This window comes from Priestia sp. YIM B13552 (assembly GCF_042787775.1).
Taxonomy (GTDB): Bacteria; Bacillota; Bacilli; order Bacillales; family Bacillaceae_H; genus Priestia; species Priestia megaterium_E.
In genome coordinates this window covers 82151-105044 of record NZ_JBHZOU010000004.1, presented here as the reverse complement: position 1 = coordinate 105044, position 22894 = coordinate 82151, and the positions used below count along the sequence as shown (strand labels likewise).

Genomic DNA, 22894 nt, shown 5'->3' with positions numbered 1-22894 from the left:
TTTTTAGCATTACGATGTTTGAAGCGCTTCTTTTAAGTCATCATTAGATAACGTCCAAACTTCTTCATTATGAGACTTCAAAAACTCACGAAGCAAATCCTTAGACTTGTTATCCATTTCTTCTACCATAATGCGTCGTTTTAAAGATTTATCCATTTTATTTACGTGTTCAGGAAGTGACTTATAGCCGCGGCGAATTTCACGATCAACGGTCATTTCACATGCTGTCATACCTGCGTAGTAAGGTCCTTCTTGCTTGCGATCAATCGTTACCCACACAAGCCAATATAACTTGCCGTTTGGCACCTCGTCTTTATTCGGTAAGAACTTAATTCCTTTTTCCACTACACTTCTTGCATGCATCGCACCGATATCCACAAATACTTCTTCGTCGCTCGGACAAACAAAAACAGGTGAAATGTTTTCTAAACTTAACGCTCCAACCCCGTAACCGCCGTGGCCGTCGGTTGAATCGTCTTTTATGATATTAAATCCTATACTTTTCTTTTTTGGCTGAGTCATAGTAAGCCTCCTCTATTCATTAAATCAGTGGTGCTAATATCTGCTGAAAGATATTCATAACAAATGTTGCTGCTCCGTTTAGAAGCGGCCAGATCACAATGCGATCCAGAGGTGTAATCACAAGAATCAAAAATACAAAAATGCCCCAAGACTCATACTGCGTCATCTTGGCTCGCGTAGACGGCGGAACGAGGTCTTCAATCACGCGGTAGCCGTCTAAAGGTGGAAAAGGCAACAAGTTAAATACACCTAGTGTTAGGTTTATTTGAATAAATAATGTAACAAAACGATAAAGCGCATCGTTGTCCACTGCGGCGTTATTCATCAAATAGTAAATAAGCAAGCCGATAAATGCCAACACCAAGTTGCTAAACGGTCCCGCTATCGATACTAGAATACCAGCTAAACGAGGCTTTTTAAAGAAATAGCGATTAACAGGAACCGGCTTCGCCCACCCAAAACCTGCGATAATTAACAAAAGCGTTCCAAATGGATCTAAATGAGCCAGCGGAGAAAGCGTTAGCCTTCCTTGCTTTTTAGCCGTGTGGTCTCCAAATAAATAAGCTACATACGCATGTGCAAACTCATGCAGCGTGAATGCAACAATAAGCGTCATTACCACGTAAGGAAGGTCTTGCAATGAAAAAGCTAAAAAATGTTCCACTCTTTATCTCCTTTATTTTAAAATAATTTCTACCTATCACATCTACTAAATGAATCTTTTTTTGCTGTAAGAAAGATACAAGGCTTCTTCAAATATGCCCTAAAAATTCTCAAAGACCAGCGATGAGCTTCCTTTGGACACAGCTGTTTTTTATATCGATGTTATTATAAAAGTATACTACAGATTATGGCCTCCATCACTATCTCATACTGTCATTTTATTCAGAAAACGGGTACACTAATCATATAATGACCAAAAAGGAGTGTACACATTATGCCAGTTGTAACTGTTAAAATGCTTGAGGGCCGTACAGATGATCAAAAAAGAGCTCTTGTTGAAAAAGTAACGGATGCTATTGTGGAAACAACAGGTGCAGCACCTGAAAAAGTATCTATTATCATTGAAGAAATGTCTAAAAACCATTACGCTGTAGCGGGCAAGCGCATGAGCGATCAATAACGCCTACATAAAAAAGATGCCATAGGAGTGAACCTATGGCATCTTTTTAATGGACAGACAGCGTTGCCTGAAGTTTTTCAATATATTTGTATGCTTCTGAAATGTCTTCTTCTGTATAGTTTTGCTTACGCTTTAGCGTAAACACTTTTTCTTTTACTTCTTCTTTCGGTAAATTATCGAAATATAAAATCGTGGAGACAAGCTCCAAAAATTTCGAGCTTTGTTCGTTCATATCCTTCATACATTCCTGCAAGTGAGGAAGTTCTAAATCATAGTGGCTTAGAAATCCTTCCCCCGCTTCTGTTAATACGTAGCGATACTGCATATACCCGCCTTTTTTCTCTTTAATTTCACTTAAAAAGCCTAAGTTGCACAGCTCTTCAATTCGAAGCGTTAATTCCTCAGAATAAGGTCCAAAAAAGTGAAAATTATACTTTTCATAAAAAGGAAACTTCAGCTTTTTTCCGATAAATATCATCTTTTGTAACTTTTTTCTGCCAACAACTTCTCCCGCCGCGGAAAATACTTTCACAATCTTTGCGTGATCGTTTAACACAGCCCCTTCAACTCCTATACTATTTAACTCTGATCTCCTTTTAGTAAGTTTATAATCTGATCTTTAACTTTTCGCTTAGACGACAATTGATCAATGAGATCTTGTGGAAAATATAATTTATGATCGGTTCTCTTTTTCCCTGAAATTGCTTCAACAATCTCCGACTGACGTGATAATTCACGCACTTCATTATTTGGCATCAACAGATGAATCGGCAAACGTTCTTCCTCTTCACCCGGCCGATAAAAATCGTATGGTAAGTCGCTTGAAGAATCGACGACTAAATAATAATCTGGGTTAATACCCGCTTTTTTAAATAATGTTGTAAGCTCCATCCACATCTTCATTTGTGAATTCGGATTAAACTCAATGTATTTAAAAAGCTGACGATTCATAAATCTTCGGCATAGATCAGATAAAATTTCATCCTCTTCTTCTTCCCACGCTTGAAAATAAAATAAAATCACAGATTCATCTAATTTCAAATACTCTTTTAGCGATATTTCTTCTTCAAAAATCGAATAAAAATGAGTTGGCTCCTGCTTGAACTCATAGTAATGATGATGGAGCTCTTTTGCACGATGTAAAATTTTTGTCAAAATCACTTCAGCACTTCTCGTAACAGGATGAAAATACACCTGCCAGTACATTTGATAGCGGCTCATAATATAATCTTCAACCGCATGCATACCGCTGTGTTTAATCACGGCTTGGTCTTCCCTAGGACGCATAACGCGCAGAATTCGTTCCATATCAAAGTGACCGTAGCTTACTCCTGTGTAATACGCATCACGCTGCAAATAATCCATGCGATCTGCATCAATTTGACTGGAAATCAAACTAACGACAAGCTTATTTTCATATGTTTTCGCGATTACTTCAGCCACTTTTTTAGGAAAATCCTTTCCTACTTTCGTCAACACTTGATTTACCTCTGTGTCACCTACGATAATGGCTTGTGTAAATTCTTCATGGTCTAAGTGGAAAACCTTCTCAAACGAATGTGAAAACGGACCGTGACCTAAATCGTGCAGTAAAGCAGCACAAAGACAAAGAAGACGCTCATCTTCATTCCATTCAGGGCGTCCTTGAAAACCGTCATCAATAATACGGCGCACAATTTCATAAACACCTAGGGAATGACTAAAACGGCTGTGCTCAGCCCCATGAAACGTTAAGTATGTCGTTCCTAGCTGTCTAATACGACGCAGCCTTTGAAATTCGGCTGTTCCAATTAGCTCCCAAATAACACGATCTCTTACATGGATATAGCGGTGAACAGGATCTTTAAATACTTTTTCTTCACTGAGTTTTTCATTAGGATATGTCATTTACATACCTCTCTATCTTCACTTTGTTGTTGCTATAATTTTTCGACATTCACTTCCTATTTTCCTATTCAGAATAAAAAATCACCTTGTCAAGCAACCAAGGTGATTTACTTAACAAACAAGGCGATTCTGTTTGTAAGAAGCTCGTTCGACAAATAAGTAGCAGAAAAGCAGCTATTTATTGTTTCACTATCTATTTTTTTACTTTTTTCTCAATCTTCTCGATTAATTCATCCTCTGTTGGTGCTGCTACAGGACGATTGTTTACAAATGCAAATGACTTTTTACGTCCGGGTCCACAGTAAGACTGGCAGCCGATTTGTACTTCAGCTTGTTCATCTATTTTTTTAAGTCGAGGTAACAACGTTTTGACGTTTGTTGCCTGACAATCATCACAAATTCTAAATTCATTTGCCATGTTGACACAATCCTTTCAAAATTGGTTCATCATTTTGTCTAAGGGGTATTTTACCCCTATTTGAAGTCCGATGCAAGTTAAAGAAGGAAGCAAAATCTATCATACTCCTAGAAGAAATGGTATAAAGTATGGATTTTTTGTACATGATGATACTACAAAACATGATTACTATGAGTCATGGAAAATAGAGGAGTGAACAAAGTGAAAGATAGACAAGATGCTTGGACAGAAGAAAACGACTTATTATTAGCTGAAACAGTATTGCGCCATGTCCGCGAAGGAAGTACGCAGCTGAATGCGTTTGAAGAAGTTGGAGATGAATTAAATCGCACTTCAGCAGCATGTGGATTCAGATGGAATGCTGTGGTACGCCATCAGTATGAAAAAGCACTTCAGCTAGCCAAAAAACAGCGAAAACAGCGCATGCGTGCACTTGGACAAGAGCAAGGCAAAAAGAAATTATTATATACACCACCAGCATCTGTAGAGCATGTGGAACAAATGATGTCCGCACCTACAGCAACATATAGCTTATCTGAAACACAAGTAGAAAAAAGCAGCAGCGAGGAGCTTTCAATGGCTGATGTTATTCGCTTTTTGCAAACAATGCCAAATCAAGCGAGCAATTTACAAGCATTGCAAAGCGAAAACAAACGCTTGATGCAAGAAAATGCAGAGCTAGCTAAGAAAAACACAGAGTTGGAAAAACAAATCAAACATCTCGAGGCAAATGCTACTACTATTCAAGAAGACTATGAAACATTAATGCAAATCATGAACCGTGCGCGAAAGTTAGCTCTATTCGATGAAGAAGAACGTTCTTCTACTACATTTAAAATGGATCGCAACGGAAATCTTGAGAAAATGGCTGAATAAGCTACATGAACGAAGAAAGAGGATGTCAAACTTGGCTCTTCTTTCTTCTTTTTCTATTTTACAGTCAATGACACGACGCCTTTATGCTATAATATGTTCGTTTACTGTTTATAAAGGGGTTTGAGATATGCAGCAGAATAGTTTGAAGCTTTTAGCACAGCCCGCTTGGCGTATTATTGATCAATCCAGTCTAGGTCCTCATTTTGATGCCCGTCATTCTTTTGCCATCGATGACACGCTTTGTACAACCGTTGGAAGAGGTGAATCTCCAGCTGTCATGCGCTCATGGGTGCATCACGATACGATTGTATTAGGCATCCAAGATACAAAGCTACCTCATTTAGCTGAAGGTGCAGCTTATTTACACGAACAAGGATATAAAACAATCGTCCGCAATTCAGGCGGCCTCGCTGTCGTACTTGATCAGGATGTTCTAAACATTTCTTTAATTTTTCCTGATGCAGAAAAAGGAATTGATATTGATCGTGGATATGAAGCCATGTTTGATTTGATTAAGATCATGTTTGCATCTTACGGGACAGCAATTGAAGCGAAGGAAATCGTAGGCTCTTATTGTCCCGGCAGCTTTGATTTAAGCATTCGCAATCAAAAATTTGCAGGCATTTCACAGCGACGCGTTCGCAGCGGAGTGGCTGTACAAATTTACTTATGCGTTAAAGGAAGCGGTTCTAAACGTGCTTCTCTCATTCAAGAGTTTTACAAAAAAGGTCTCCAAAACACGGAAACTAAATTTTCATACCCAGATATCGAGCCTCACACAATGGCTTCGCTATCTGAACTATTACAGATTGATTTAACCGTTTCTGATGTCATGCTGCTTTTATTGCAAACACTGAATAGTATGAGCTCTTCTCTTGTGAATATGCCTTTAAATGCTACCGAACAAGAGCTGTTTGAGACGCAGCTGCAGCGCATGTATGACCGCAACGAAAAAGCATTAGGTTCATTAGCCGAATAAAAAAACTCCGCCCTAGGACGGAGTTTTTTTATTACAACGCTTGAGCTGCTGTGATTAAAGCAAGCTTGTACACATCTTCTTCGTTACAACCGCGAGATAGATCGTTTACCGGTTTGTTTAGACCTTGTAAGATTGGACCTACTGCTTCGAAGTTTCCTAGGCGCTGTGCAATTTTGTAACCAATATTACCTGCTTCAAGGCTTGGGAATACAAATACATTTGCATCTCCTTTAATCACTGAACCTGGTGCTTTCTTTTCAGCTACAGAAGGAACAAATGCTGCGTCGAATTGGAATTCGCCGTCTAATGTTACGCTTGGTGCTAATTCTTTTGCAATTTCTACTGCGTTTGCTACCTTTTCTGTTTCCGGAGATTTTGCTGATCCTTTTGTTGAGAAGCTTAGCATAGCAACACGAGGATCGATATCGAACATTTCAGCTGTACGAGCACTTTCGATAGCAATTTCAGCTAAATCTTGGCTGTCAGGTGAGATGTTGATTGCACAGTCAGCAAATACGTATTTTTGATCGCCGCGAACCATAATAAATACGCCAGATGTTTTCTTAACACCTTGTCTTGTTTTGATAATTTGTAGAGCCGGACGTACTGTGTCTGCTGTAGAATGAGCAGCTCCGCTTACAAGACCGTCAGCTTTGTTCATATGAACAAGCATTGTGCCAAAATAGTTTTCATCTAATAAAATTTTGCGAGCATCTTCTTCTGTTGCCTTACCTTTACGACGCTCAACAAACGCTGCTACCATTTCATCAAATTCAGAGTAGCTTTGAGGATCTAGAACCTCAACACCGTCTAGTTTTACGTTTAGTTCTGCTGCTTTTGATGCTACAGCGTCTTTGTTTCCAACAACGATAGGCTTTAAGATATTGTCGGCAGCTAAACGAGAAACAGCGCCTAATACGCGCTCATCTAATCCCTCTGGGAATACGATTGATACATCGCTAGCTGATACTTTTTGTTTTAAACCTGTAAATAAATCACTCAAAGTAAATCCTCCTCGATATGTAAAAAACTTTTCTCATAATAGGATACTCCACTTTTTTTAAAAATCAAAGGCATGTCCTTCAAGAATCCATGATTACGAAAAAGTCTTTTAATTCTTAATTTTCCACTAACACCTAAAATGAAACCTGTTTTTACTTTGCGACAATTGTTTAAAGTTTAGTCACAAAATCACAGGTTTTTCATTCCAGTTCTTCGGACAAACTATGATATAGTAGAATTGGAATTTATCATAATCGGACAATAGGAGTGAAACGAAATGGCAGAAGCAGCACAAACATTAGACGGTTGGTATGCACTTCATGATTTCCGTTCAATCGATTGGGGCGCTTGGAAGCAGTTATCAAGCGACGATCGCCAAGCGGCTATCCATGAATTTTTAGGATTGATTGAGAAATGGAAAGGAACTGAAGCTGAGAAGCAAGGCAGTCATGCTTTATATACCATTGTCGGCCAAAAAGCGGACTTTATGCTAATGCTTGTTCGTCCTACTATGGAAGAACTAAATGAAATTGAAACAGAATTTAATAAAACAAAGCTTGCTGAGTTTACCATTCCTACTTATTCATACGTATCAGTAGTTGAATTAAGCAACTACTTACCTGCTGGGGAGGATCCTTATGAAAATCCTCAAATCCAAGCTAGACTATATCCAACTTTACCAAAAGCTAGTCATGTTTGCTTTTATCCAATGGATAAACGTCGTCAAGGAAATGACAATTGGTACATGCTTCCTATGGAAGAGCGACGCAGCTTAATGCGCAGTCATGGAATGATTGGACGTCAATACGCTGGAAAAGTAAAGCAAATCATTACGGGTTCTGTTGGTTTTGATGATTACGAGTGGGGCGTTACTCTTTTTGCAGATGACGTACTTCAATTTAAAAAATTAGTATACGAAATGCGTTTTGACGAAGTAAGTGCTCGCTACGGGGAATTTGGCAGCTTCTTTGTCGGAAATTTATTAAAAGAAGAAGCTATTGCACGCTTTTTACACGTTTAAACTAAGCCGCAAAAGCGCTCATCGCTTTTGTAACGCCTAGAGCAATAAATATCAATGAGCTTTATCTAAAAAACCTGTTTCCACGTGGAAACAGGTTTTTTATTTTCTAGCCATGGCATATTCGCACTTACAGGACCATATATATACAACAGTGTCACAAGTAAGCGAGGTGGGATAATGGCAGTCGTTGCACACAACGAAGAAGATGTTAAGCTCCTAGCCAGACTCATTCGAGCTGAAGCCGAAAGTGAAGGAAAACAAGGGATGTTACTGGTAGGAAATGTAGGCGTGAACCGCGCTAAAGCTCCCTGTTTAGATTTTAGAAATATAAGAACCATTCGTCAGATGGTGTTTCAAAACCCAGGCGGATTTGAAGCAACTCAAAAAGGCTACTTTTATCAGCGTGCTCGCCAGTCTGAAATTACACTTGCACGACGTGTATTAAGAGGGGAACGTTTTAACCCCGCGGAAAACTCACTGTGGTTTTTCAAGCCCAGCGGCGACTGTCCTGCTCAATGGTATAACCAAAATAACACAGGACGATTTAAATCTCACTGTTTCTTCGCACCAACTCAAGCTGATTGTCCAGGAGTTTACTAATTTCTTTTTGTTTGAAGGAGGTTCCTATGAAAAAACCAAAGTCTAATCAACCGCAACAGCAATATATGCAAAATCCGTATATGAGTCCAAACTACCCTTATTATATGCCTCAGCCGCAGCAGCCCCAGCCAGGCGGCCAGCAGGTTCAAGGGCAAAGTCAAGGAGGTCCGCCCCCTACCTCTTCTGGAGGCAGCGGTGCCCCGCAAGACCCGAATCAACTGCCCATTGAAGAATCATATATTGAAAATATTTTACGTTTGAATCGAGGAAAAATAGCGACTGTATATATGACGTTTGAAAATAACACGCAGTGGAACGCTAAGGTCTTTAGAGGGGAAATTGAAGCAGCCGGACGCGATCATATCATTTTAAGTGATCCACAAACTGGCACTCGTTATTTACTACTTATGGTTTATCTTGATTACATCACTTTTGAGGGTCCAATCAAATATAACTATCCGTTTAGCGGTGGAGGCCAGCAGTTGAGCAATTATTCTCCGCGTTAAAAAAACCCCTTTTCAGGGGTTTTTTTATAGCCATTTTACAGCTGCAACAACAATTAAAATCCAAGCCACAATAAATGCAACTCCACCTAGCGGCGTAATCGCGCCGAGAACTTTAATACCGGACGTACTTAATACGTAGAGACTGCCCGAAAACAGCACAATCCCCGCGAACATAATCCAGCCCGAAGCTGTTAACAAAGAAGATTGAGGAAATTTGCTTAATAGAAACGCAATGACAAACAGCCCCATTGCATGGAACATTTGGTACTGCACTCCCGTTTTCCATACCTCTAAATACTTCTCTGAGATTTTCCCTTCTAACCCATGCGCTCCAAAAGCACCAAGAGCAACCGCTAACATTGCATTGATTGCACCGATTATTAAAAATAGTTTCATGTTTTTCTCCTCACTTTAGAAATCAAACAGACTATCGCCGTTTGCATCATCTGATTTCAATTTCGTTCCTTCAAAATTAGGTTTGGATGACTGAATAATCTGTTGCTGCATAATCTCAGGCGATTGCACAATTTCCGGTGAAGACATTACAACAGGTTTTGAAACCGAGACAGGTTTCGATAGTGAAACCTCTCCATTTTGATCTAATGCAAGCTCACATAGTGCTTTTATGGCAACCAATTGATCTCGAACGTTCGCACTATTCGAATGGTGCTTTGCTTTTTGTACTTCTGCACTAATTTTATCAAGGAGCTGCGCCATTTTTATATCCATGTAGACACCTCATCTTACATTCAATATGACTTTATACAGCTATTTTATCAAAAGATGAAATAGGAGGCTATGTCTGAAGCTAATCTTCATGAAATGCTCACTTTTACACATCGTCAATTTGCCAATCAATAGATTGACGTCCTTGTTGAAGCAAAAACTCATTTGCTCGTTGAAAGTGATTATTGCCAAAAAAGCCTCGATTAGCCGAAAATGGGCTAGGGTGCGGGCTTTCCAAAATTAAATGGTGCGAATGATGAATAAGCTCTTTTTTAGCTTGTGCATGCTTGCCCCACAGCAAAAACACGACTGGCTCCTCTTTTTGTGCCACTAATTCAATAATGCGGTCCGTCAGCTGTTCCCACCCTTTTCCTTTGTGAGAATTCGCTTCTCCTCTTCTAACTGTTAAAACAGTGTTAAGCAAAAGAACACCTTGTTCTGCCCATTTGACTAAATAACCGTTATTCGGAATATGATAATCCATTTCATTTTTCAGCTCTTTGTAAATATTCACTAAAGAAGGCGGTGTTTTTACTCCTGGTTGAACAGAGAAGCTCAGTCCATGCGCTTGATTTGGTCCATGATAAGGATCTTGTCCCAATATGACCACTTTTACATTTTTATAATCCGTATAGTGTAAAGCATTAAAAATATCATATTTATCAGGGTAAATGGTGTGGTGATTATATTCATCCACTAAAAATTCTCGAAGCTGTATGTAATAGTCTTTTTGAAATTCTTCTTCTAATAAAGGAGCCCAGTCATTTTTTAAAATACTCATCGCTTATCACCTCATAATAATCTTTTTTGTTATTTTATCGTAAACTCTGCCTCCTGCTCAAACGTTGCCTGCTTTAAATATGCTGAGAGCCTGGGCATATTTTAATATTGTCATGTTCAATGAAACTTTGTATACACTTATAAAGAGTGTATTTTTATATTAAAGGAGGGATTCCATATGATCATTAGCAATCCCCACCAAATAGATGTAACCTACAGCCTGGGTGTTACACCCGTTGAACCGATGATACCAAGAAAATACACCGTTTTCCCAGGTCAACACACTTCTGTTCCTTCCATTCAAATCGGCATTGAATTTGCCTACGATCATATGCAAAAAGAGCGGAACGAATATTTAGCATCCTTCGTCTTTGATAAAGGCTTTTATTCCCTTACTGTGTATTATTACATCGGTGCGCATACATCAACAGATGAAACCATTACACGCTACCTTCACTTTTTAGAACAGCTCCCTGTTATTCTATCGTCCATCTATCACGCTGATGCTTCTTTTTTCGAAAAATATCCACTTTTAATGCACTGTCCTATTTTTATCATTGCCGATAGCCCTGACTTGCCATTTTCAACAAAAAAATCTATCGGTTCTCTGTATCAATATAAATAAATGAGAAAAGCTACTGTTAAAATAACGGTAGCTTTTTCTCCGTATTCGAAACAAAATACTTTTAAACTTGTTAAAAACATGGAATAATAACTACAAATTGTTTTAATCTATTTGCGTTAACCCTTTAAAATCGTTACAATTTATTAGTAGTTCTATACATAAAGGAAAAGGTAAACAAGCAATCATTCGTTTGTTTATAAAGGCCGAGTTTAACGGGCAATGAATCCCCAGATTTCATTTAAGTGTTGTCTGTTAAAGCGGAAAAAAATTGAACGTAACTACGACAAAGTGAGGTCCTAGAAGTAATGACAAATGTACAACCAAAATCCATTATCGTAATTTTTGGCGCTACAGGTGATTTAGCAAAACGTAAGTTATTCCCCTCTATTTTCCGCTTATATAAAGCGAACAAACTATCGGAAGATTTCGCTGTTGTTGGTGTCGCAAGAAGACCTTGGACTAATGACGAATTACGCGAAAATGTAAAAAAATCAGTGAGCAGTTTCAAAAACAGTGACGCTGACATTGAAAAGTTTGCTTCACATTTTTATTACCAACCGTTTGACGTAACAGATGTCGCTTCTTATCAAGAATTAAAAAGCCTAACAGAAAGCCTTGATGAGCAATACAACGTGCCTGGAAATCGTATTTTCTATCTAGCAATGGCACCTGAATTTTTCGGAACAATTGCTTCAAATTTAAAAAATGAAGGTTTAACACAAACAGACGGTTGGAGTCGCCTAGTCATTGAAAAGCCGTTTGGCCATGATTATCCTTCTGCTAAAGAACTAAATGAACAAATTCGCCATGCATTTAAGGAAGATCAAATTTATCGTATCGACCACTACCTCGGTAAAGAAATGGTGCAAAATATCGAAGTTATTCGATTTGCAAATGCTCTATTTGAACCAATGTGGAACAATCAATACATTTCAAACATCCAAATTACGTCTAGCGAGACGCTTGGTGTAGAAGACCGTGGCCGTTACTATGAGTCTTCAGGTGCCCTTCGAGACATGGTACAAAACCATATGCTTCAAATGGTGGCATTGCTTGCCATGGAACCGCCAATTAAATTAACACCGGAAGAAATTCGCAGTGAAAAAGTAAAAGTATTGCGTGCTCTTCGCTCTTTATCAGTAGATGAAGTAGATGATTATTTTGTACGAGGCCAATACGGCAAAGGTGTACTTGAAGGAGAAGAAGTGATCGGCTACCGCGAAGGAAATTCGGTTGATCCTGAGTCTAATACCGCTACATTTGTATCTGGTAAGCTTATGATTGATAACTTCAGATGGGCTGGCGTACCAATTTATATCCGTACAGGTAAACGCATGAAAGAAAAAGCAACGACAATTGTTGTACAGTTCAAAGACTTACCAATGAACCTGTACTTCAATAAAGATAAAGAAATTCATCCAAACTTGCTTGTCATTCATATCCAACCGGAAGAAGGTATTACGCTTCACTTAAACGCGCGTAAAACTCCGGGTGCAACATCGTCCACACCAATTAACTTGAACTATTGCAATAACTGTGGAGATAAAATGAATACACCGGAAGCTTATGAGCGCCTTATTTATGATTGCATGCTTGGAGATGCAACGAACTTTACTCACTGGGATGAAGTAGCCCTTTCTTGGAAGTTTGTTGATACCATTTCAGAAGCATGGGAAAGCACAAAAGCACAAAACTTCCCGAACTACGAGTCAGGTTCAATGGGGCCAAAAGAATCAGACGCATTGCTTGCTGAAGACGGTTTTCACTGGTGGCCAGTCGGAGAAGACAACTTCTCCCCTAAAGAGTAAATAAAAAAAGCAGCTGTAGTATACAGCTGCTTTTCTTGTTTTTTATTTTAACCACTCAGTATGGAATACGCCCTCTTTATCAACACGTTGATATGTGTGAGCTCCGAAGTAGTCACGTTGCGCTTGTAAAAGGTTCGCTGGTAACGTTTCTGTACGGTAGCTGTCATAGTAAGCTAATGCACTTGAGAAACTTGGTACAGGAATACCTTGTTTAACCGCAATTGAAATAACTTCACGAAGAGCCGACTGATAGCCTTCTACGATATCCTTGAAGTATGGGTCTAATAATAAGTTTGTTAGATCTGCATCGCGATCGTAAGCTTCTTTAATTTTTTGTAAGAATTGTGCACGGATGATACAACCACCACGGAAGATCATTGCAATATCACCGTACTGTAAATTCCAGTCATATTCTTCAGAAGCTGCTTTCATTTGAGCAAACCCTTGCGCATATGAACAAATTTTACTCATGTACAATGCTTTACGGATTGCTTCTACTAATTCAGCTTTGTCACCTTCAAATGCAGCTGCATTTGGACCGCTCAATACTTTGCTTGCTTTTACACGTTCTTCTTTCATAGCTGAAATAAAGCGCGCAAATACAGATTCCGTAATGATTGGTAGTGGTACACCTAAATCAAGCGCACTTTGGCTTGTCCATTTACCTGTACCCTTTTGACCTGCAGTGTCTAAAATAACGTCTACAAGTGCTTTACCTGTTTCTTCATCTTTTTTCGTAAAGATATCCGCTGTGATTTCAATTAAGTAGCTATCTAGCTCGCCTTTATTCCATTCAGCAAATACTTCATGTAGTTCATCTGTTTCTAAACCTAATACGTTTTTCATAATGAAGTATGCTTCACAAATTAACTGCATATCCCCATACTCGATGCCGTTATGAACCATTTTTACGTAGTGACCTGCACCATTTGGTCCAATGTATGTGCAGCAATCATCGCCTTCAACTTTTGCTGAAATAGCTGTTAAGATTGGTTTTACAAGTTCATATGCTTCTTTTTGTCCGCCAGGCATGATTGAAGGTCCTTTTAATGCGCCTTCTTCTCCGCCGGATACGCCTGTACCGATGAAATGGATACCTAATTCTTCTAGCTCTTTGTTACGACGAATTGTATCCTGGAAGAATGTATTTCCGCCATCGATTAAAATGTCGCCTTTTTCTAAGTATGGTTTTAACGAATCAATTGTTGCATCTGTAGCAGCACCAGCTTTAACCATTAATAAAATTTTACGCGGTTTTTCAAGAGAATTAATAAACTCTTCCACACTGTATGTACCTGCAAAATTTTTACCTTCTGCTTCTGTTTTTAGGAACTCTTCTGTCTTTTCAGGAGAGCGGTTATAAACTGAAACAGAATAGCCTCTGCTCTCAATGTTTAGCGCCAAGTTTTTCCCCATAACCGCTAAACCGATAACACCGATTTGTTGTTTTGCCATGTTAAATTCTTCCCTTCATGTGTAATATGAATTGGTCAACCTAATCGTAACTGAACATATCATAAAGAAAGTTACAGATTCAAGTTTGATATAACCATAATCATACGTTTTATTATACACACTTGAAAAGAATCATGCTCACCGAACATTGATTATTTTGAAGAAAATTTCGATAAAATAAGTGAAATGAACGCAGTTACGAATCATACGTACATTCTTAACTACCTTTAGACGCATTTTAACATTTTCTTAAACAATTACTTTTGTTAAAATATTAAGCAGTTAATCATTTCAATGAATTGACAATCAACACGGTTGTTACCGTTTTACTATATTTATTGCAGCTAAAAAAGCTGTACTAGTACTTATTTTGTTTTATGAAGAGGGATTTTATATATGACGAAACCAATCAAAGATCCGTTCAAGGAAAATTTTGATACGCTTGAAGAATTCGCTGATCGCATTAGCGAAGTATTGAACTGTCCTATTACCATTGAAGATGCTAATCATCGCTTATTAGCTTATAGCACCCATGACGAAAGAACGGACCAGGCGCGTATTGCCACAATTATTGGAAGAAGAGTTCCGGAAAAAGTCATCAACAACTTATGGAAAGAAGGCATTATTCCTAAACTGCTTGAGACAAATGAACCTGTGCGTGTGAAAAATATAAATGAAATTGGGCTTGGAGATCGTATAGCTATTTCCATCTGGAAAAATGAAGAAGTTCTAGGATTCATCTGGGCTGTTGAAATTGAGAAAGCCTTAGGCGACGAAGAAGTAGAGCTATTAAAAAAAGCTGCGAATGTATTAAAAAATAAATTGCTACAGCTTCAAATTCGAAAATATAAACGAGAAGAACGTTCACAGGAATTTTTCTGGAAATTATTAACTGGTCACATTAAGTCTCGCCAAGAAATTTCAGAAGCGTTTTATGAAGCTCAAATTACAGCTCCATCAACGTTTTCCATTGCTATCTTCCGCTTCCAAGAAGATATTACGCCTGAAGCTGAACGTCAAATCTCGTATATGCTAAAAACGATGCATCGCTTAAAAATCGTTCTTTATACGATTGATTGCAATGACTTAATCTTACTGCTTTCTTTGGATGCGGTTGAAAACCCTCTTGATGAACAGCGAGATTTTGTAGACTATTTTAGAGGCAACATGTATGAACGCTTTGATGTTACTCAAATTAAAGCCAGCTGCAGCAGTATTTATTCATCGCACGATCATATCGAAAAAAGTTATAAAGAAGCCTTGAACGTATTAGATATGAAAAGTAAGTTTCCAGAAGAAACGAAAGAGATTATTAACTATCAGGAATTAGGTATTTATCAATTTCTTGATGTTATTTTAGAAAAGCGCGTGCAAGATCAATTTGAAAACCATTCTTTAAAGAAGCTAACTGATTACGATCTTCGTCATAATAGCAACTTGGTGGAGACTCTCGAAGTATTTTTAAATAATGATAATAACATTAACGAAGCAGCAAAAGAATTAAATGTGCATATGAATACCCTTAGCTATCGATTAAAGCGAATTTCAGAGATTGGTGATATTAACTTAAAGGACGTTAATCAAAAAATGACTCTTTATATTGATATTAAGTTAATGAAATATAAAAAATAACAAATAATGTGACTTTTTTTAACATCGAGCTATTCATTTATTTTCTAATAAACGAATAGCTCTTTTTTTCACTTTTTATTTCTTTATGATGTTAGATTACCTTACATAAAAATTAAAAATTCTGATAAGTAAGCGTTTACATTTGTGTGTTTAAACAAAAACCACTTCTTCGATTCTTCTTTCTAGACAAAGAAATTTCACAAAACTTTCTTTATACTAAAGGTACACAAACGACCAAGGGGGAAATTAATCATGATTATTGGCGTACCAAAAGAAATCAAAAACAACGAAAACCGAGTAGCGATTACACCAGCAGGCGTAGCATCATTTGTTGGTACAGGTCATCGTGTATTAATTGAAAATGAAGCGGGTATTGGAAGTAACTTCACAAACGAAGATTATGTAAAAGCTGGAGCTGAAATTGTTGAGACAGCAGCTGACGTTTGGGCACAAGCCGAAATGGTTATGAAAGTAAAAGAACCACTAGCAAGTGAATACGGCTATTTTAGACCAGGTCTTATCTTATTCACATACCTTCACTTAGCAGCTGAACCAGCACTAGCAAAAGCATTAAAAGATAGCGGCGTAACAGCCATTGCTTATGAAACAGTAGCAGTAAATCGTACATTGCCTCTATTAACGCCTATGAGCGAAGTAGCAGGACGTATGGCTGCTCAAATCGGTGCACAATTCCTTCAAAAATCAAACGGTGGAAAAGGAATTTTACTAGCGGGTGTTCCTGGAGTTAGCCGCGGAAAAGTAACGATTATCGGAGGGGGCGGTGTTGGTACAAATGCTGCAAAAATCGCAATCGGTCTCGGTGCTGATGTAACAATTATTGATTTAAGTCCTGAACGCTTACGTCAATTAGACGATATCTTTGGCAACCAAATCAATACGCTAGTGTCAAACCCTTATAATATTGCGGATGCAGTAGCGGAGTCAGATTTAGTGATTGGCGCAGTATTAATCCCAGGTGCAAAAGCTCCAAAACTAGTAACAGAAGAAATGGTGAAAACAATGAAGCCAGGTTCTGTTATTGTTGACGTAGCAATCGACCAAGGTGGTATTGTTGAAACAATCGACCACATTACAACACACGATCAGCCGACTTATGAAAAGCACGGCGTTGTACACTATGCAGTTGCAAACATGCCGGGAGCAGTTCCTCGCACATCAACGATTGCTCTAACAAATGTAACGGTACCTTACGCACTTCAAATTGCTTCTAAAGGTGTTCACAAAGCAATCGCTCAAAACGAAGCGTTAAAATTAGGAGTGAACGTTGCAAACGGAGCCATTACGTACGAAGCAGTTGCACATGATTTAGGTTATGATTATGTATCAGTAGACGTAGCTCTTGAAAAAGAATTAGCTTCTATCTAATAAAAAGTGAAAAACGTCCTTAACCCGCTGTTAAGGGCGTTTTTATTTTGCATGAACAACAATTAGCTATAAAAAACACGACTATTTAAAGCTTTGTGTATCTGTTCACTGGTAATCTCCGGTACTATTGGCCAGAATTCAGGAGTAGGAAACATAAGGTTACTAGGCGTTTTATTATGATTTCCATCTAGTTCATGAAAAGGTTCTGGATCATCCGTCTCGTTAAATCGATTCGTAATAAACATAAAATGACCCAATTCATGTGCGAGAAGATACTCATCTGTACTTGCATTTGTCATAATAATAAGCGGAAAAGAGTTATAAGTTACAGCGAGAGTAGATGAATAGTCAAAATTAACAGGCCCAAATCTATTTCCATTCATGTAAAATACATAAACATCAGCATTTTGACAAACCTTTCGGCCAGTTTTAAGCATTGCTTGTACCATTGTAAGATGACTAGCCCCTCCAACTGGAAAATTTTCCGCATTACTAACAATGCCACTGATGTTTTCCAAAAAAACAACTGAACGTGTAATAGTAAATGTAACACCTTGGATTAATCGGTTTTTCTCATATTGTTTCCATATTTTATTAGCAGCCGCTATGTCTCTTTTTACACGATTGGGAACTATAGACTGATTATCTTTGGAGTTTCGATCAACTTTAGCTCCTGGTAATACAATTATACAAACATTTAAAGTGCCTGCCTTAACAGTTCTGAAGTGATCGTTTGTTAAATTTGAATTCATATAATAATCTTTGTGGTTTTTTTTGCGAGGTTGTGATTTATTGAAAGAATACGAATCGTCTTTATAACTGTCATGATTAGAATGTTTTTTTATGTGAACCACCCTTTCTTAAGTTTCTCTTTATTTTATTCATGAAAAGAAAGAGTGCTTGTACCATAAGGTAAAAGAGGCTAAGACAAAAGTATACACTTACGATTCATACAGTTTTTAGAAATTGAATATCTACATTAAAAGCGATAAAATATAAGAAAAAGTGAATGGAAGAAATTTATCTAAAACACATTGGGCAGCTAAAACCCGACCGGTGGAAGTTTTACTCTATTTTCTCTATGAACTTAAAATACGGGAGGATTTTTTATGACAATGAATAAAGCATTAACCATTGCTGGTTCTGACAGCAGCGGCGGAGCTGGCATTCAAGCGGATTTAAAAACATTCCAAGAACTTGGTGTTTACGGAATGACAGCTTTAACAACAATTGTAACAATGGATCCCGATAACAGCTGGTCTCATAACGTATTTCCACAAGAAGTTTCAACTGTTGAACAACAGTTAAAAACAATTGTAAAAGGCGTAGGCGTACAAGCTCTCAAAACAGGTATGCTTGGCTCAGTGGAAATTATTGAACTAGCGGCAAAAACAATTGAAGAATATGATCTAAAAAATGTCGTAGTAGATCCTGTGATGGTATGTAAAGGAGAAGACGAAGCGCTTCACCCTGAAACAACTGTCAGCTTGCGTGATGTACTAGTTCCAAAAGCAACAGTGGTAACGCCTAATTTATTTGAAGCTAGTCAATTAAGCGGACTTGGTCCTATCAAAACGGTCGATAAAATGAAAGAAGCGGCCGTGAAAATTTCTGAACTTGGTGCCGAATATGTATTGATTAAAGGCGGAAGTAAATTAGAGCACGAAAAAGCAATCGATTTACTTTATGATGGAAAGACGTTTGAAATCTTAGAGTCTGAACGTATTGAAACGACATTTACGCACGGTGCTGGATGCACATACTCAGCTGCGATTGCTGCTGAATTGGCAAAAGGCAGTGACGTTAAACAAGCTATTTATACAGCAAAAGAATTTATTACAGAAGCAATTCGTCATTCGTTTGCTTTAAATCAATACGTTGGACCAACAAATCACGGTGCGTACCGTCGTAAAAAAGAAAAGGTAACAAACTAAAAAGCATGCCTAAAGGCATGCTTTTTAGTTTGCTTATTGTTTAACTGTTTCAAGCGCATTTAAAATAGCTTGAGCTACGCCGTGCTCGTCATTTGTTCCTGTTACGATATGGGCAAACTCTTTAATTTCTTGAGGTGCATTTCCCATCGCTACAGCACGTCCAACTCTCTGAAACATTGATACATCATTATAATTATCTCCAATGGCCATCGTTTCTTCTAAAGAAATATGGCGTTCTTGAACAAATGATGTAACTGCAATTCCTTTTTGAGCATTTTCATCATTTATTTCAATATTTTCTTTACCAGATGCACTGACTGCAATCGAATCTAACTTCACAAGTTCTATTTTTGCCTGTTCTAACTTTTCTTCGTCAAAAGAGAAAGCAAGCAGCTTATAAATGTCCTTGTTTGGATCTTGAAACAACGCTTCATACTCTTCAATAAGCTTTACTCTGCCGCTATTGAAACGCTCTTTTGCCGCTTCTAACGATTTTTCATAATTATCTTTTAAGCTAGCGCTTAAATAAATATCCATTAATACCGACAAAGCTTTTTCATAGTCATTTGAATACGTGCCTTCACTTGTATAGACTTCAAAGTACAGCTGAAACTTCTTAAAAATATCCTCTACTTCGCGAATAGATTCCATCGTCATGCCTACTGAATATTGTTTTTCCCCTTGTGGATTCCGAAGCTCTGCTCCGTTTGCACAAATTAAATATGTATGAAGTCCTGCTTCTTCTAAAACATAGCGGGCCTCTTCATAAGAACGTCCCGTAGCAACAACAACTTCCACCCCTGCCTTTTGAGCTGTCTTAATCGCTTGGGCATTTTCTTTACTTACAACTTGTTCACTATTTACTAACGTTCCATCCATATCGATCGCAATACATTTAATCATGATGTACCCCTTCCTATGTATCTTTGCTCTCTTACTTTATTCTAGCATATGTTTTTTTGCGCTTTGCTACTTGCATGTAAAAGATTTACTAATTTTTTGTATACGCGCTGTTATAATCTGTTCCTTTTCTTGCTTTTTCGAAAACCTCTTTGATCATCTTTAAATGCAAATCAGCTGTTGAATATACGTGAAAATTCACATCCTCTTCCTTCAGATGCTTACCAACGCCGATAGAAACCATATCTGTTTGATTAATAGCTTTTATACCGGCCTCTCCGTCTTCTATCGCCACACATGCATAGGGTTTTACTTGTAATTGATCGGCAGCTGTCAAAAATATTTCTGGATCTGGTTTTCCCTTCTTTATTTTTCTCACATCCACAATGCAATCAAAAAACGAACGTATTCCTAGCGAATCTATTACAGTATTTGCATTTGAACTAGAAGAAGCAATCGCCATTTTAATATCTTGTTTTTTACAATCCTCTAACAACAATTGTATTCCTGGAAGTAAGTGACTCTTTGTCATTTCCTTTATTAATGCTTGATAATGCTTATTCTTTTCATCAGCAAGCTGTTCTTTTTTTTCCACTGTGAGACGTACGTTGCCTTGTGCAGCAATGAGCTCTACAGTTTTCACTCGGCTGATCCCTTGCAGCTGCTGATTCAGTTCTTCAGAAAATGAAACGTTAAGTTGATCTGCTACTTTTTTATTTGCTTTATAATATAAATGTACCGTATCTGCAATAACACCGTCTAAATCAAAAATAATCGCTTGTACCCCTTCTTTTTTCATATTATCCTCCTCTGCACTTGTCTTTATGCCATTACTTGAATGCTTTGATTACATTCCATCATGTTAAAATACCGTTGATATCGTTCACTTTATCATAAATTTTTTTTCATCATTTATGATTTATGAATAAATTTTTCAAAAAAAGAGAAATTACAGTCTTGCATTATGAAAGCCCTTTTATTACAATAAGGTTATGCAAACGGTTGCACTATCTTAGAAATATAGTTTATCAAAAAATAAAATGAAAACCCATACATAGGGGAAGGGGAAAAACTATGAAAAAGTTCTTTTCATTTGATTTTTGGCAGAAATTTGGTAAGGCTTTATTAGTAGTAGTAGCGGTTATGCCCGCAGCTGGTATTATGATTTCACTTGGAAAGCTAGTTGCAATGACTGGGGGAGACATCACTGCTGTACAAACAATTGCACGCGTGATGGAAGATATAGGCTGGGGTATCATTACAAATCTTCACATCTTGTTCGCTGTTGCTATCGGGGGGTCTTGGGCTAAAGAACGTGCTGGAGGTGCATTTGCTGCACTTATTGCATTCGTTCTTATTAACCGAATTACAGGAGCTATTTTCGGAGTTCAAGCAGAAATGCTTTCAGATCCAAAAGCAACGGTTCAATCACTGTTTGGACAAGAGTTAGTAGTAAAAGACTACTTCACATCTATTTTAGGATCTCCCGCTCTTAACATGGGAGTATTCGTAGGAATTATCGCTGGTTTTTTAGGCGCAAATTTATTCAATAAATATTATAACTATGATAAATTGCCTGAAGCCCTTTCGTTTTTTAACGGCAAGCGCTTCGTACCATTTGTGGTCATCGGCGGTTCAGTTGTAACGGCACTGCTTTTATCCATTGTATGGCCGTTTATTCAAGGTTCATTAAACAGCTTCGGACAGTGGATTGCAACATCTAGAGATACAGCTCCTATTCTAGCACCATTTATTTTCGGAGCATTAGAACGCCTGCTTCTTCCATTTGGTCTTCATCATATGCTGACAGTTCCTATGAACTACACGGAGCTAGGCGGAACGTACAAAATTTTAACAGGTTCTGGAGCAGGTTCCACGGTGGCCGGTCAAGATCCTTTATGGCTTGCTTGGATTGCAGATTTAAATAACTTCCGCGCTGCAGGAGATATGGAAAGCTACAAGCAGTTATTACATGACGTTACACCTGCACGCTTTAAAGTAGGACAGATGATTTTGTCTTGTGCGTCGCTAATTGGAATCGCTTTAGCAATGTATCGTAACGTAGATCCTGACAAACGTTCAAAATATCGTTCAATGTTCCTTTCAGCTGGACTAGCTGTTTTCTTAACAGGCGTAACAGAACCGATCGAATTTATGTTCATGTTCGCAGCACCTCTTTTATATGTCGTATATGCAATTATGACGGGACTGGCTTTTGCCATTGTTGATATTGTTCATGTTCGCGTACACTCATTTGGCGTAATTGAACTATTAACACGTACACCAATGATTATCAAAGCCGGACTATGGGCTGACTTAATGAACTTTGTCATCGCCTGCCTTGTATTCTTTGGCTTAAATTTTGGAGTGGCAAACTTCTTAATTAAACGTTTTAACTTCCCAACGCCGGGACGTAACGGAAACTATATTGATGAAGAAACAACTGCAACAAGCAGCAAGAAGGTGAAAAATGATTCGCTTGCACCAGTCATTATTGGACTGCTTGGCGGAGAAAACAATATTGAAGATGTTGATGCTTGTATGACTCGCTTACGTGTAACGGTAAAAGATATACATGCCGTTGCAGGAGAAAGTGAGTGGAAACAAAACGGAGCCCTTGGTTTAATCTTGAAAGATAAAGGGGTACAAGCTATTTATGGACCTAAAGCGGATGTTTTGAAATCCGACATTCAAGATTTGTTAGGAGCTTAACA

Annotated in this window: 25 protein-coding genes; 12 read left to right on the top strand and 13 right to left on the bottom strand. The window is 38.0% G+C overall.

Annotated elements, in window-relative coordinates; genetic code table 11:
• Positions 1-9 precede the first annotated feature (9 nt).
• Together ACFX40_RS17585 and ACFX40_RS17580 are read right to left on the bottom strand one after the other, a co-directional pair.
• Complete coding sequence (locus ACFX40_RS17585; RefSeq protein ID WP_025752469.1) at positions 10-522, bottom strand: YwhD family protein; 513 nt, start codon at positions 520-522, stop codon at positions 10-12.
• A 19-nt stretch (positions 523-541) separates the two neighbouring features.
• Complete coding sequence (locus ACFX40_RS17580; RefSeq protein ID WP_016765944.1) at positions 542-1186, bottom strand: site-2 protease family protein; 645 nt, start codon at positions 1184-1186, stop codon at positions 542-544.
• A 273-nt stretch (positions 1187-1459) separates the two neighbouring features.
• Between ACFX40_RS17580 and ACFX40_RS17575 the strand changes: the two genes are divergently transcribed.
• Entirely contained in the window at positions 1460-1645 is a 186-nt protein-coding gene (locus ACFX40_RS17575) for a 2-hydroxymuconate tautomerase (RefSeq protein WP_025752468.1), read from the top strand.
• 46 nt (positions 1646-1691) lie between these two features.
• Here ACFX40_RS17575 and ACFX40_RS17570 read toward each other — a convergent pair whose 3' ends face one another.
• The 3 genes from ACFX40_RS17570 to ACFX40_RS17560 form a co-directional block, all read right to left on the bottom strand.
• Complete coding sequence (locus tag ACFX40_RS17570; protein ID WP_013059848.1) at positions 1692-2201, bottom strand: YwgA family protein; 510 nt, start codon at positions 2199-2201, stop codon at positions 1692-1694.
• 23 nt (positions 2202-2224) lie between these two features.
• Positions 2225-3532: an HD domain-containing protein gene (locus ACFX40_RS17565; protein WP_013059849.1), complete on the bottom strand. Its 1308-nt coding sequence runs from the start codon at positions 3530-3532 to the stop codon at positions 2225-2227.
• A 193-nt stretch (positions 3533-3725) separates the two neighbouring features.
• Positions 3726-3950, bottom strand: a complete 225-nt coding sequence (locus tag ACFX40_RS17560; protein WP_013059850.1) for a YuzB family protein — start codon at positions 3948-3950, stop codon at positions 3726-3728.
• Between the two features lie 201 nt (positions 3951-4151).
• On the opposite strand from ACFX40_RS17560, the gene ACFX40_RS17555 reads away from it, so the two are divergent.
• Together ACFX40_RS17555 and lipL are read left to right on the top strand one after the other, a co-directional pair.
• Positions 4152-4826 carry an RsfA family transcriptional regulator gene (locus ACFX40_RS17555; protein ID WP_013085499.1) on the top strand — a complete coding sequence of 225 codons (675 nt, stop codon included), beginning with the start codon at positions 4152-4154 and terminating at the stop codon, positions 4824-4826.
• A 127-nt stretch (positions 4827-4953) separates the two neighbouring features.
• Positions 4954-5805, top strand: a complete 852-nt coding sequence (lipL, locus tag ACFX40_RS17550; RefSeq protein WP_028409720.1) for an octanoyl-[GcvH]:protein N-octanoyltransferase — start codon at positions 4954-4956, stop codon at positions 5803-5805.
• Between the two features lie 31 nt (positions 5806-5836).
• On the opposite strand, the gene pta is transcribed toward lipL, so the two are convergent.
• Entirely contained in the window at positions 5837-6808 is a 972-nt protein-coding gene (gene pta / locus ACFX40_RS17545) for a phosphate acetyltransferase (protein ID WP_013059853.1), read from the bottom strand.
• Between the two features lie 276 nt (positions 6809-7084).
• Between pta and hemQ the strand changes: the two genes are divergently transcribed.
• The 3 genes from hemQ (at position 7085) to gerQ (ending at position 8934) form a co-directional block, all read left to right on the top strand.
• Positions 7085-7828, top strand: coding sequence for a hydrogen peroxide-dependent heme synthase (hemQ, locus tag ACFX40_RS17540; protein ID WP_013059854.1), 744 nt, complete (start codon positions 7085-7087; stop codon positions 7826-7828).
• Between the two features lie 177 nt (positions 7829-8005).
• Complete coding sequence (locus ACFX40_RS17535) at positions 8006-8428, top strand: cell wall hydrolase (RefSeq protein WP_016765947.1); 423 nt, start codon at positions 8006-8008, stop codon at positions 8426-8428.
• 26 nt (positions 8429-8454) lie between these two features.
• A complete protein-coding gene (gene gerQ, locus ACFX40_RS17530) occupies positions 8455-8934 on the top strand; it encodes a spore coat protein GerQ (RefSeq protein ID WP_013059855.1) in 480 nt (159 codons plus the stop codon).
• A gap of 24 nt (positions 8935-8958) precedes the next feature.
• On the opposite strand, the gene ACFX40_RS17525 is transcribed toward gerQ, so the two are convergent.
• From ACFX40_RS17525 to ACFX40_RS17515, 3 genes are all read right to left on the bottom strand, one after another.
• Positions 8959-9330 carry a DUF423 domain-containing protein gene (locus tag ACFX40_RS17525; RefSeq protein ID WP_013059856.1) on the bottom strand — a complete coding sequence of 124 codons (372 nt, stop codon included), beginning with the start codon at positions 9328-9330 and terminating at the stop codon, positions 8959-8961.
• Between the two features lie 15 nt (positions 9331-9345).
• On the bottom strand, positions 9346-9663 hold the full coding sequence (locus tag ACFX40_RS17520; protein ID WP_028409722.1) for a YwdI family protein: 318 nt from the start codon (positions 9661-9663) through the stop codon (positions 9346-9348).
• Between the two features lie 103 nt (positions 9664-9766).
• Positions 9767-10441, bottom strand: coding sequence for a uracil-DNA glycosylase (locus tag ACFX40_RS17515; RefSeq protein ID WP_028409723.1), 675 nt, complete (start codon positions 10439-10441; stop codon positions 9767-9769).
• Positions 10442-10618: 177 nt separating this feature from the next.
• Here ACFX40_RS17515 and ACFX40_RS17510 point away from each other — a divergent pair, with 177 nt between their 5' ends.
• Complete coding sequence (locus tag ACFX40_RS17510) at positions 10619-11065, top strand: staygreen family protein (protein WP_253351991.1); 447 nt, start codon at positions 10619-10621, stop codon at positions 11063-11065.
• 305 nt (positions 11066-11370) lie between these two features.
• A complete protein-coding gene (gene zwf / locus ACFX40_RS17505) occupies positions 11371-12873 on the top strand; it encodes a glucose-6-phosphate dehydrogenase (protein ID WP_013059860.1) in 1503 nt (500 codons plus the stop codon).
• Positions 12874-12915: 42 nt separating this feature from the next.
• Here the strand turns inward: zwf and gndA are convergent, their stop codons facing one another.
• Entirely contained in the window at positions 12916-14328 is a 1413-nt protein-coding gene (gndA, locus tag ACFX40_RS17500; RefSeq protein WP_028409726.1) for an NADP-dependent phosphogluconate dehydrogenase, read from the bottom strand.
• A 396-nt stretch (positions 14329-14724) separates the two neighbouring features.
• On the opposite strand from gndA, the gene ACFX40_RS17495 reads away from it, so the two are divergent.
• Both ACFX40_RS17495 and ald read left to right on the top strand, forming a co-directional pair.
• Positions 14725-15960 carry a PucR family transcriptional regulator gene (locus ACFX40_RS17495; protein ID WP_028409727.1) on the top strand — a complete coding sequence of 412 codons (1236 nt, stop codon included), beginning with the start codon at positions 14725-14727 and terminating at the stop codon, positions 15958-15960.
• A gap of 252 nt (positions 15961-16212) precedes the next feature.
• Positions 16213-17346 (top strand): alanine dehydrogenase, encoded by a 1134-nt coding sequence (gene ald / locus ACFX40_RS17490; RefSeq protein ID WP_013059863.1) that lies wholly within the window; start codon positions 16213-16215, stop codon positions 17344-17346.
• 62 nt (positions 17347-17408) lie between these two features.
• Here ald and ACFX40_RS17485 read toward each other — a convergent pair whose 3' ends face one another.
• On the bottom strand, positions 17409-18098 hold the full coding sequence (locus ACFX40_RS17485; RefSeq protein WP_225049787.1) for a hypothetical protein: 690 nt from the start codon (positions 18096-18098) through the stop codon (positions 17409-17411).
• Between the two features lie 357 nt (positions 18099-18455).
• Between ACFX40_RS17485 and pdxK the strand changes: the two genes are divergently transcribed.
• Entirely contained in the window at positions 18456-19280 is an 825-nt protein-coding gene (gene pdxK, locus ACFX40_RS17480) for a pyridoxine/pyridoxal/pyridoxamine kinase (RefSeq protein WP_028409729.1), read from the top strand.
• A 33-nt stretch (positions 19281-19313) separates the two neighbouring features.
• Here pdxK and ACFX40_RS17475 read toward each other — a convergent pair whose 3' ends face one another.
• Together ACFX40_RS17475 and pgmB are read right to left on the bottom strand one after the other, a co-directional pair.
• Positions 19314-20183: a Cof-type HAD-IIB family hydrolase gene (locus ACFX40_RS17475; protein WP_014457719.1), complete on the bottom strand. Its 870-nt coding sequence runs from the start codon at positions 20181-20183 to the stop codon at positions 19314-19316.
• An 88-nt stretch (positions 20184-20271) separates the two neighbouring features.
• The gene (gene pgmB / locus ACFX40_RS17470; RefSeq protein WP_377255760.1) at positions 20272-20979 is read right to left on the bottom strand and encodes a beta-phosphoglucomutase; all 708 of its coding nucleotides are present in this window, start codon (positions 20977-20979) and stop codon (positions 20272-20274) included.
• A 275-nt stretch (positions 20980-21254) separates the two neighbouring features.
• On the opposite strand from pgmB, the gene ACFX40_RS17465 reads away from it, so the two are divergent.
• Positions 21255-22892, top strand: coding sequence for a PTS transporter subunit IIBC (locus tag ACFX40_RS17465; RefSeq protein WP_060745888.1), 1638 nt, complete (start codon positions 21255-21257; stop codon positions 22890-22892).
• Positions 22893-22894 lie beyond the last annotated feature (2 nt).

Bases quoted from the DNA above. Each gene is read 5' to 3' on its own strand.
- ACFX40_RS17585 (WP_025752469.1), bottom strand. From the start codon at position 522: ATGACTCAGCCAAAAAAGAAAAGTATAGGATTTAATATCATAAAAGAC.
- ACFX40_RS17575 (WP_025752468.1), top strand. From the start codon at position 1,460: ATGCCAGTTGTAACTGTTAAAATGCTTGAGGGCCGTACAGATGATCAA.
- ACFX40_RS17565 (WP_013059849.1), bottom strand. From the start codon at position 3,532: ATGACATATCCTAATGAAAAACTCAGTGAAGAAAAAGTATTTAAAGAT.
- ACFX40_RS17560 (WP_013059850.1), bottom strand. From the start codon at position 3,950: ATGGCAAATGAATTTAGAATTTGTGATGATTGTCAGGCAACAAACGTC.
- lipL (WP_028409720.1), top strand. From the start codon at position 4,954: ATGCAGCAGAATAGTTTGAAGCTTTTAGCACAGCCCGCTTGGCGTATT.
- hemQ (WP_013059854.1), top strand. From the start codon at position 7,085: ATGGCAGAAGCAGCACAAACATTAGACGGTTGGTATGCACTTCATGAT.
- ACFX40_RS17535 (WP_016765947.1), top strand. From the start codon at position 8,006: ATGGCAGTCGTTGCACACAACGAAGAAGATGTTAAGCTCCTAGCCAGA.
- gerQ (WP_013059855.1), top strand. From the start codon at position 8,455: ATGAAAAAACCAAAGTCTAATCAACCGCAACAGCAATATATGCAAAAT.
- ACFX40_RS17525 (WP_013059856.1), bottom strand. From the start codon at position 9,330: ATGAAACTATTTTTAATAATCGGTGCAATCAATGCAATGTTAGCGGTT.
- ACFX40_RS17520 (WP_028409722.1), bottom strand. From the start codon at position 9,663: ATGGATATAAAAATGGCGCAGCTCCTTGATAAAATTAGTGCAGAAGTA.
- ACFX40_RS17515 (WP_028409723.1), bottom strand. From the start codon at position 10,441: ATGAGTATTTTAAAAAATGACTGGGCTCCTTTATTAGAAGAAGAATTT.
- ACFX40_RS17510 (WP_253351991.1), top strand. From the start codon at position 10,619: ATGATCATTAGCAATCCCCACCAAATAGATGTAACCTACAGCCTGGGT.
- zwf (WP_013059860.1), top strand. From the start codon at position 11,371: ATGACAAATGTACAACCAAAATCCATTATCGTAATTTTTGGCGCTACA.
- gndA (WP_028409726.1), bottom strand. From the start codon at position 14,328: ATGGCAAAACAACAAATCGGTGTTATCGGTTTAGCGGTTATGGGGAAA.
- ACFX40_RS17495 (WP_028409727.1), top strand. From the start codon at position 14,725: ATGACGAAACCAATCAAAGATCCGTTCAAGGAAAATTTTGATACGCTT.
- ald (WP_013059863.1), top strand. From the start codon at position 16,213: ATGATTATTGGCGTACCAAAAGAAATCAAAAACAACGAAAACCGAGTA.
- ACFX40_RS17485 (WP_225049787.1), bottom strand. From the start codon at position 18,098: ATGAATTCAAATTTAACAAACGATCACTTCAGAACTGTTAAGGCAGGC.
- pdxK (WP_028409729.1), top strand. From the start codon at position 18,456: ATGACAATGAATAAAGCATTAACCATTGCTGGTTCTGACAGCAGCGGC.
- ACFX40_RS17475 (WP_014457719.1), bottom strand. From the start codon at position 20,183: ATGATTAAATGTATTGCGATCGATATGGATGGAACGTTAGTAAATAGT.
- pgmB (WP_377255760.1), bottom strand. From the start codon at position 20,979: ATGAAAAAAGAAGGGGTACAAGCGATTATTTTTGATTTAGACGGTGTT.
- ACFX40_RS17465 (WP_060745888.1), top strand. From the start codon at position 21,255: ATGAAAAAGTTCTTTTCATTTGATTTTTGGCAGAAATTTGGTAAGGCT.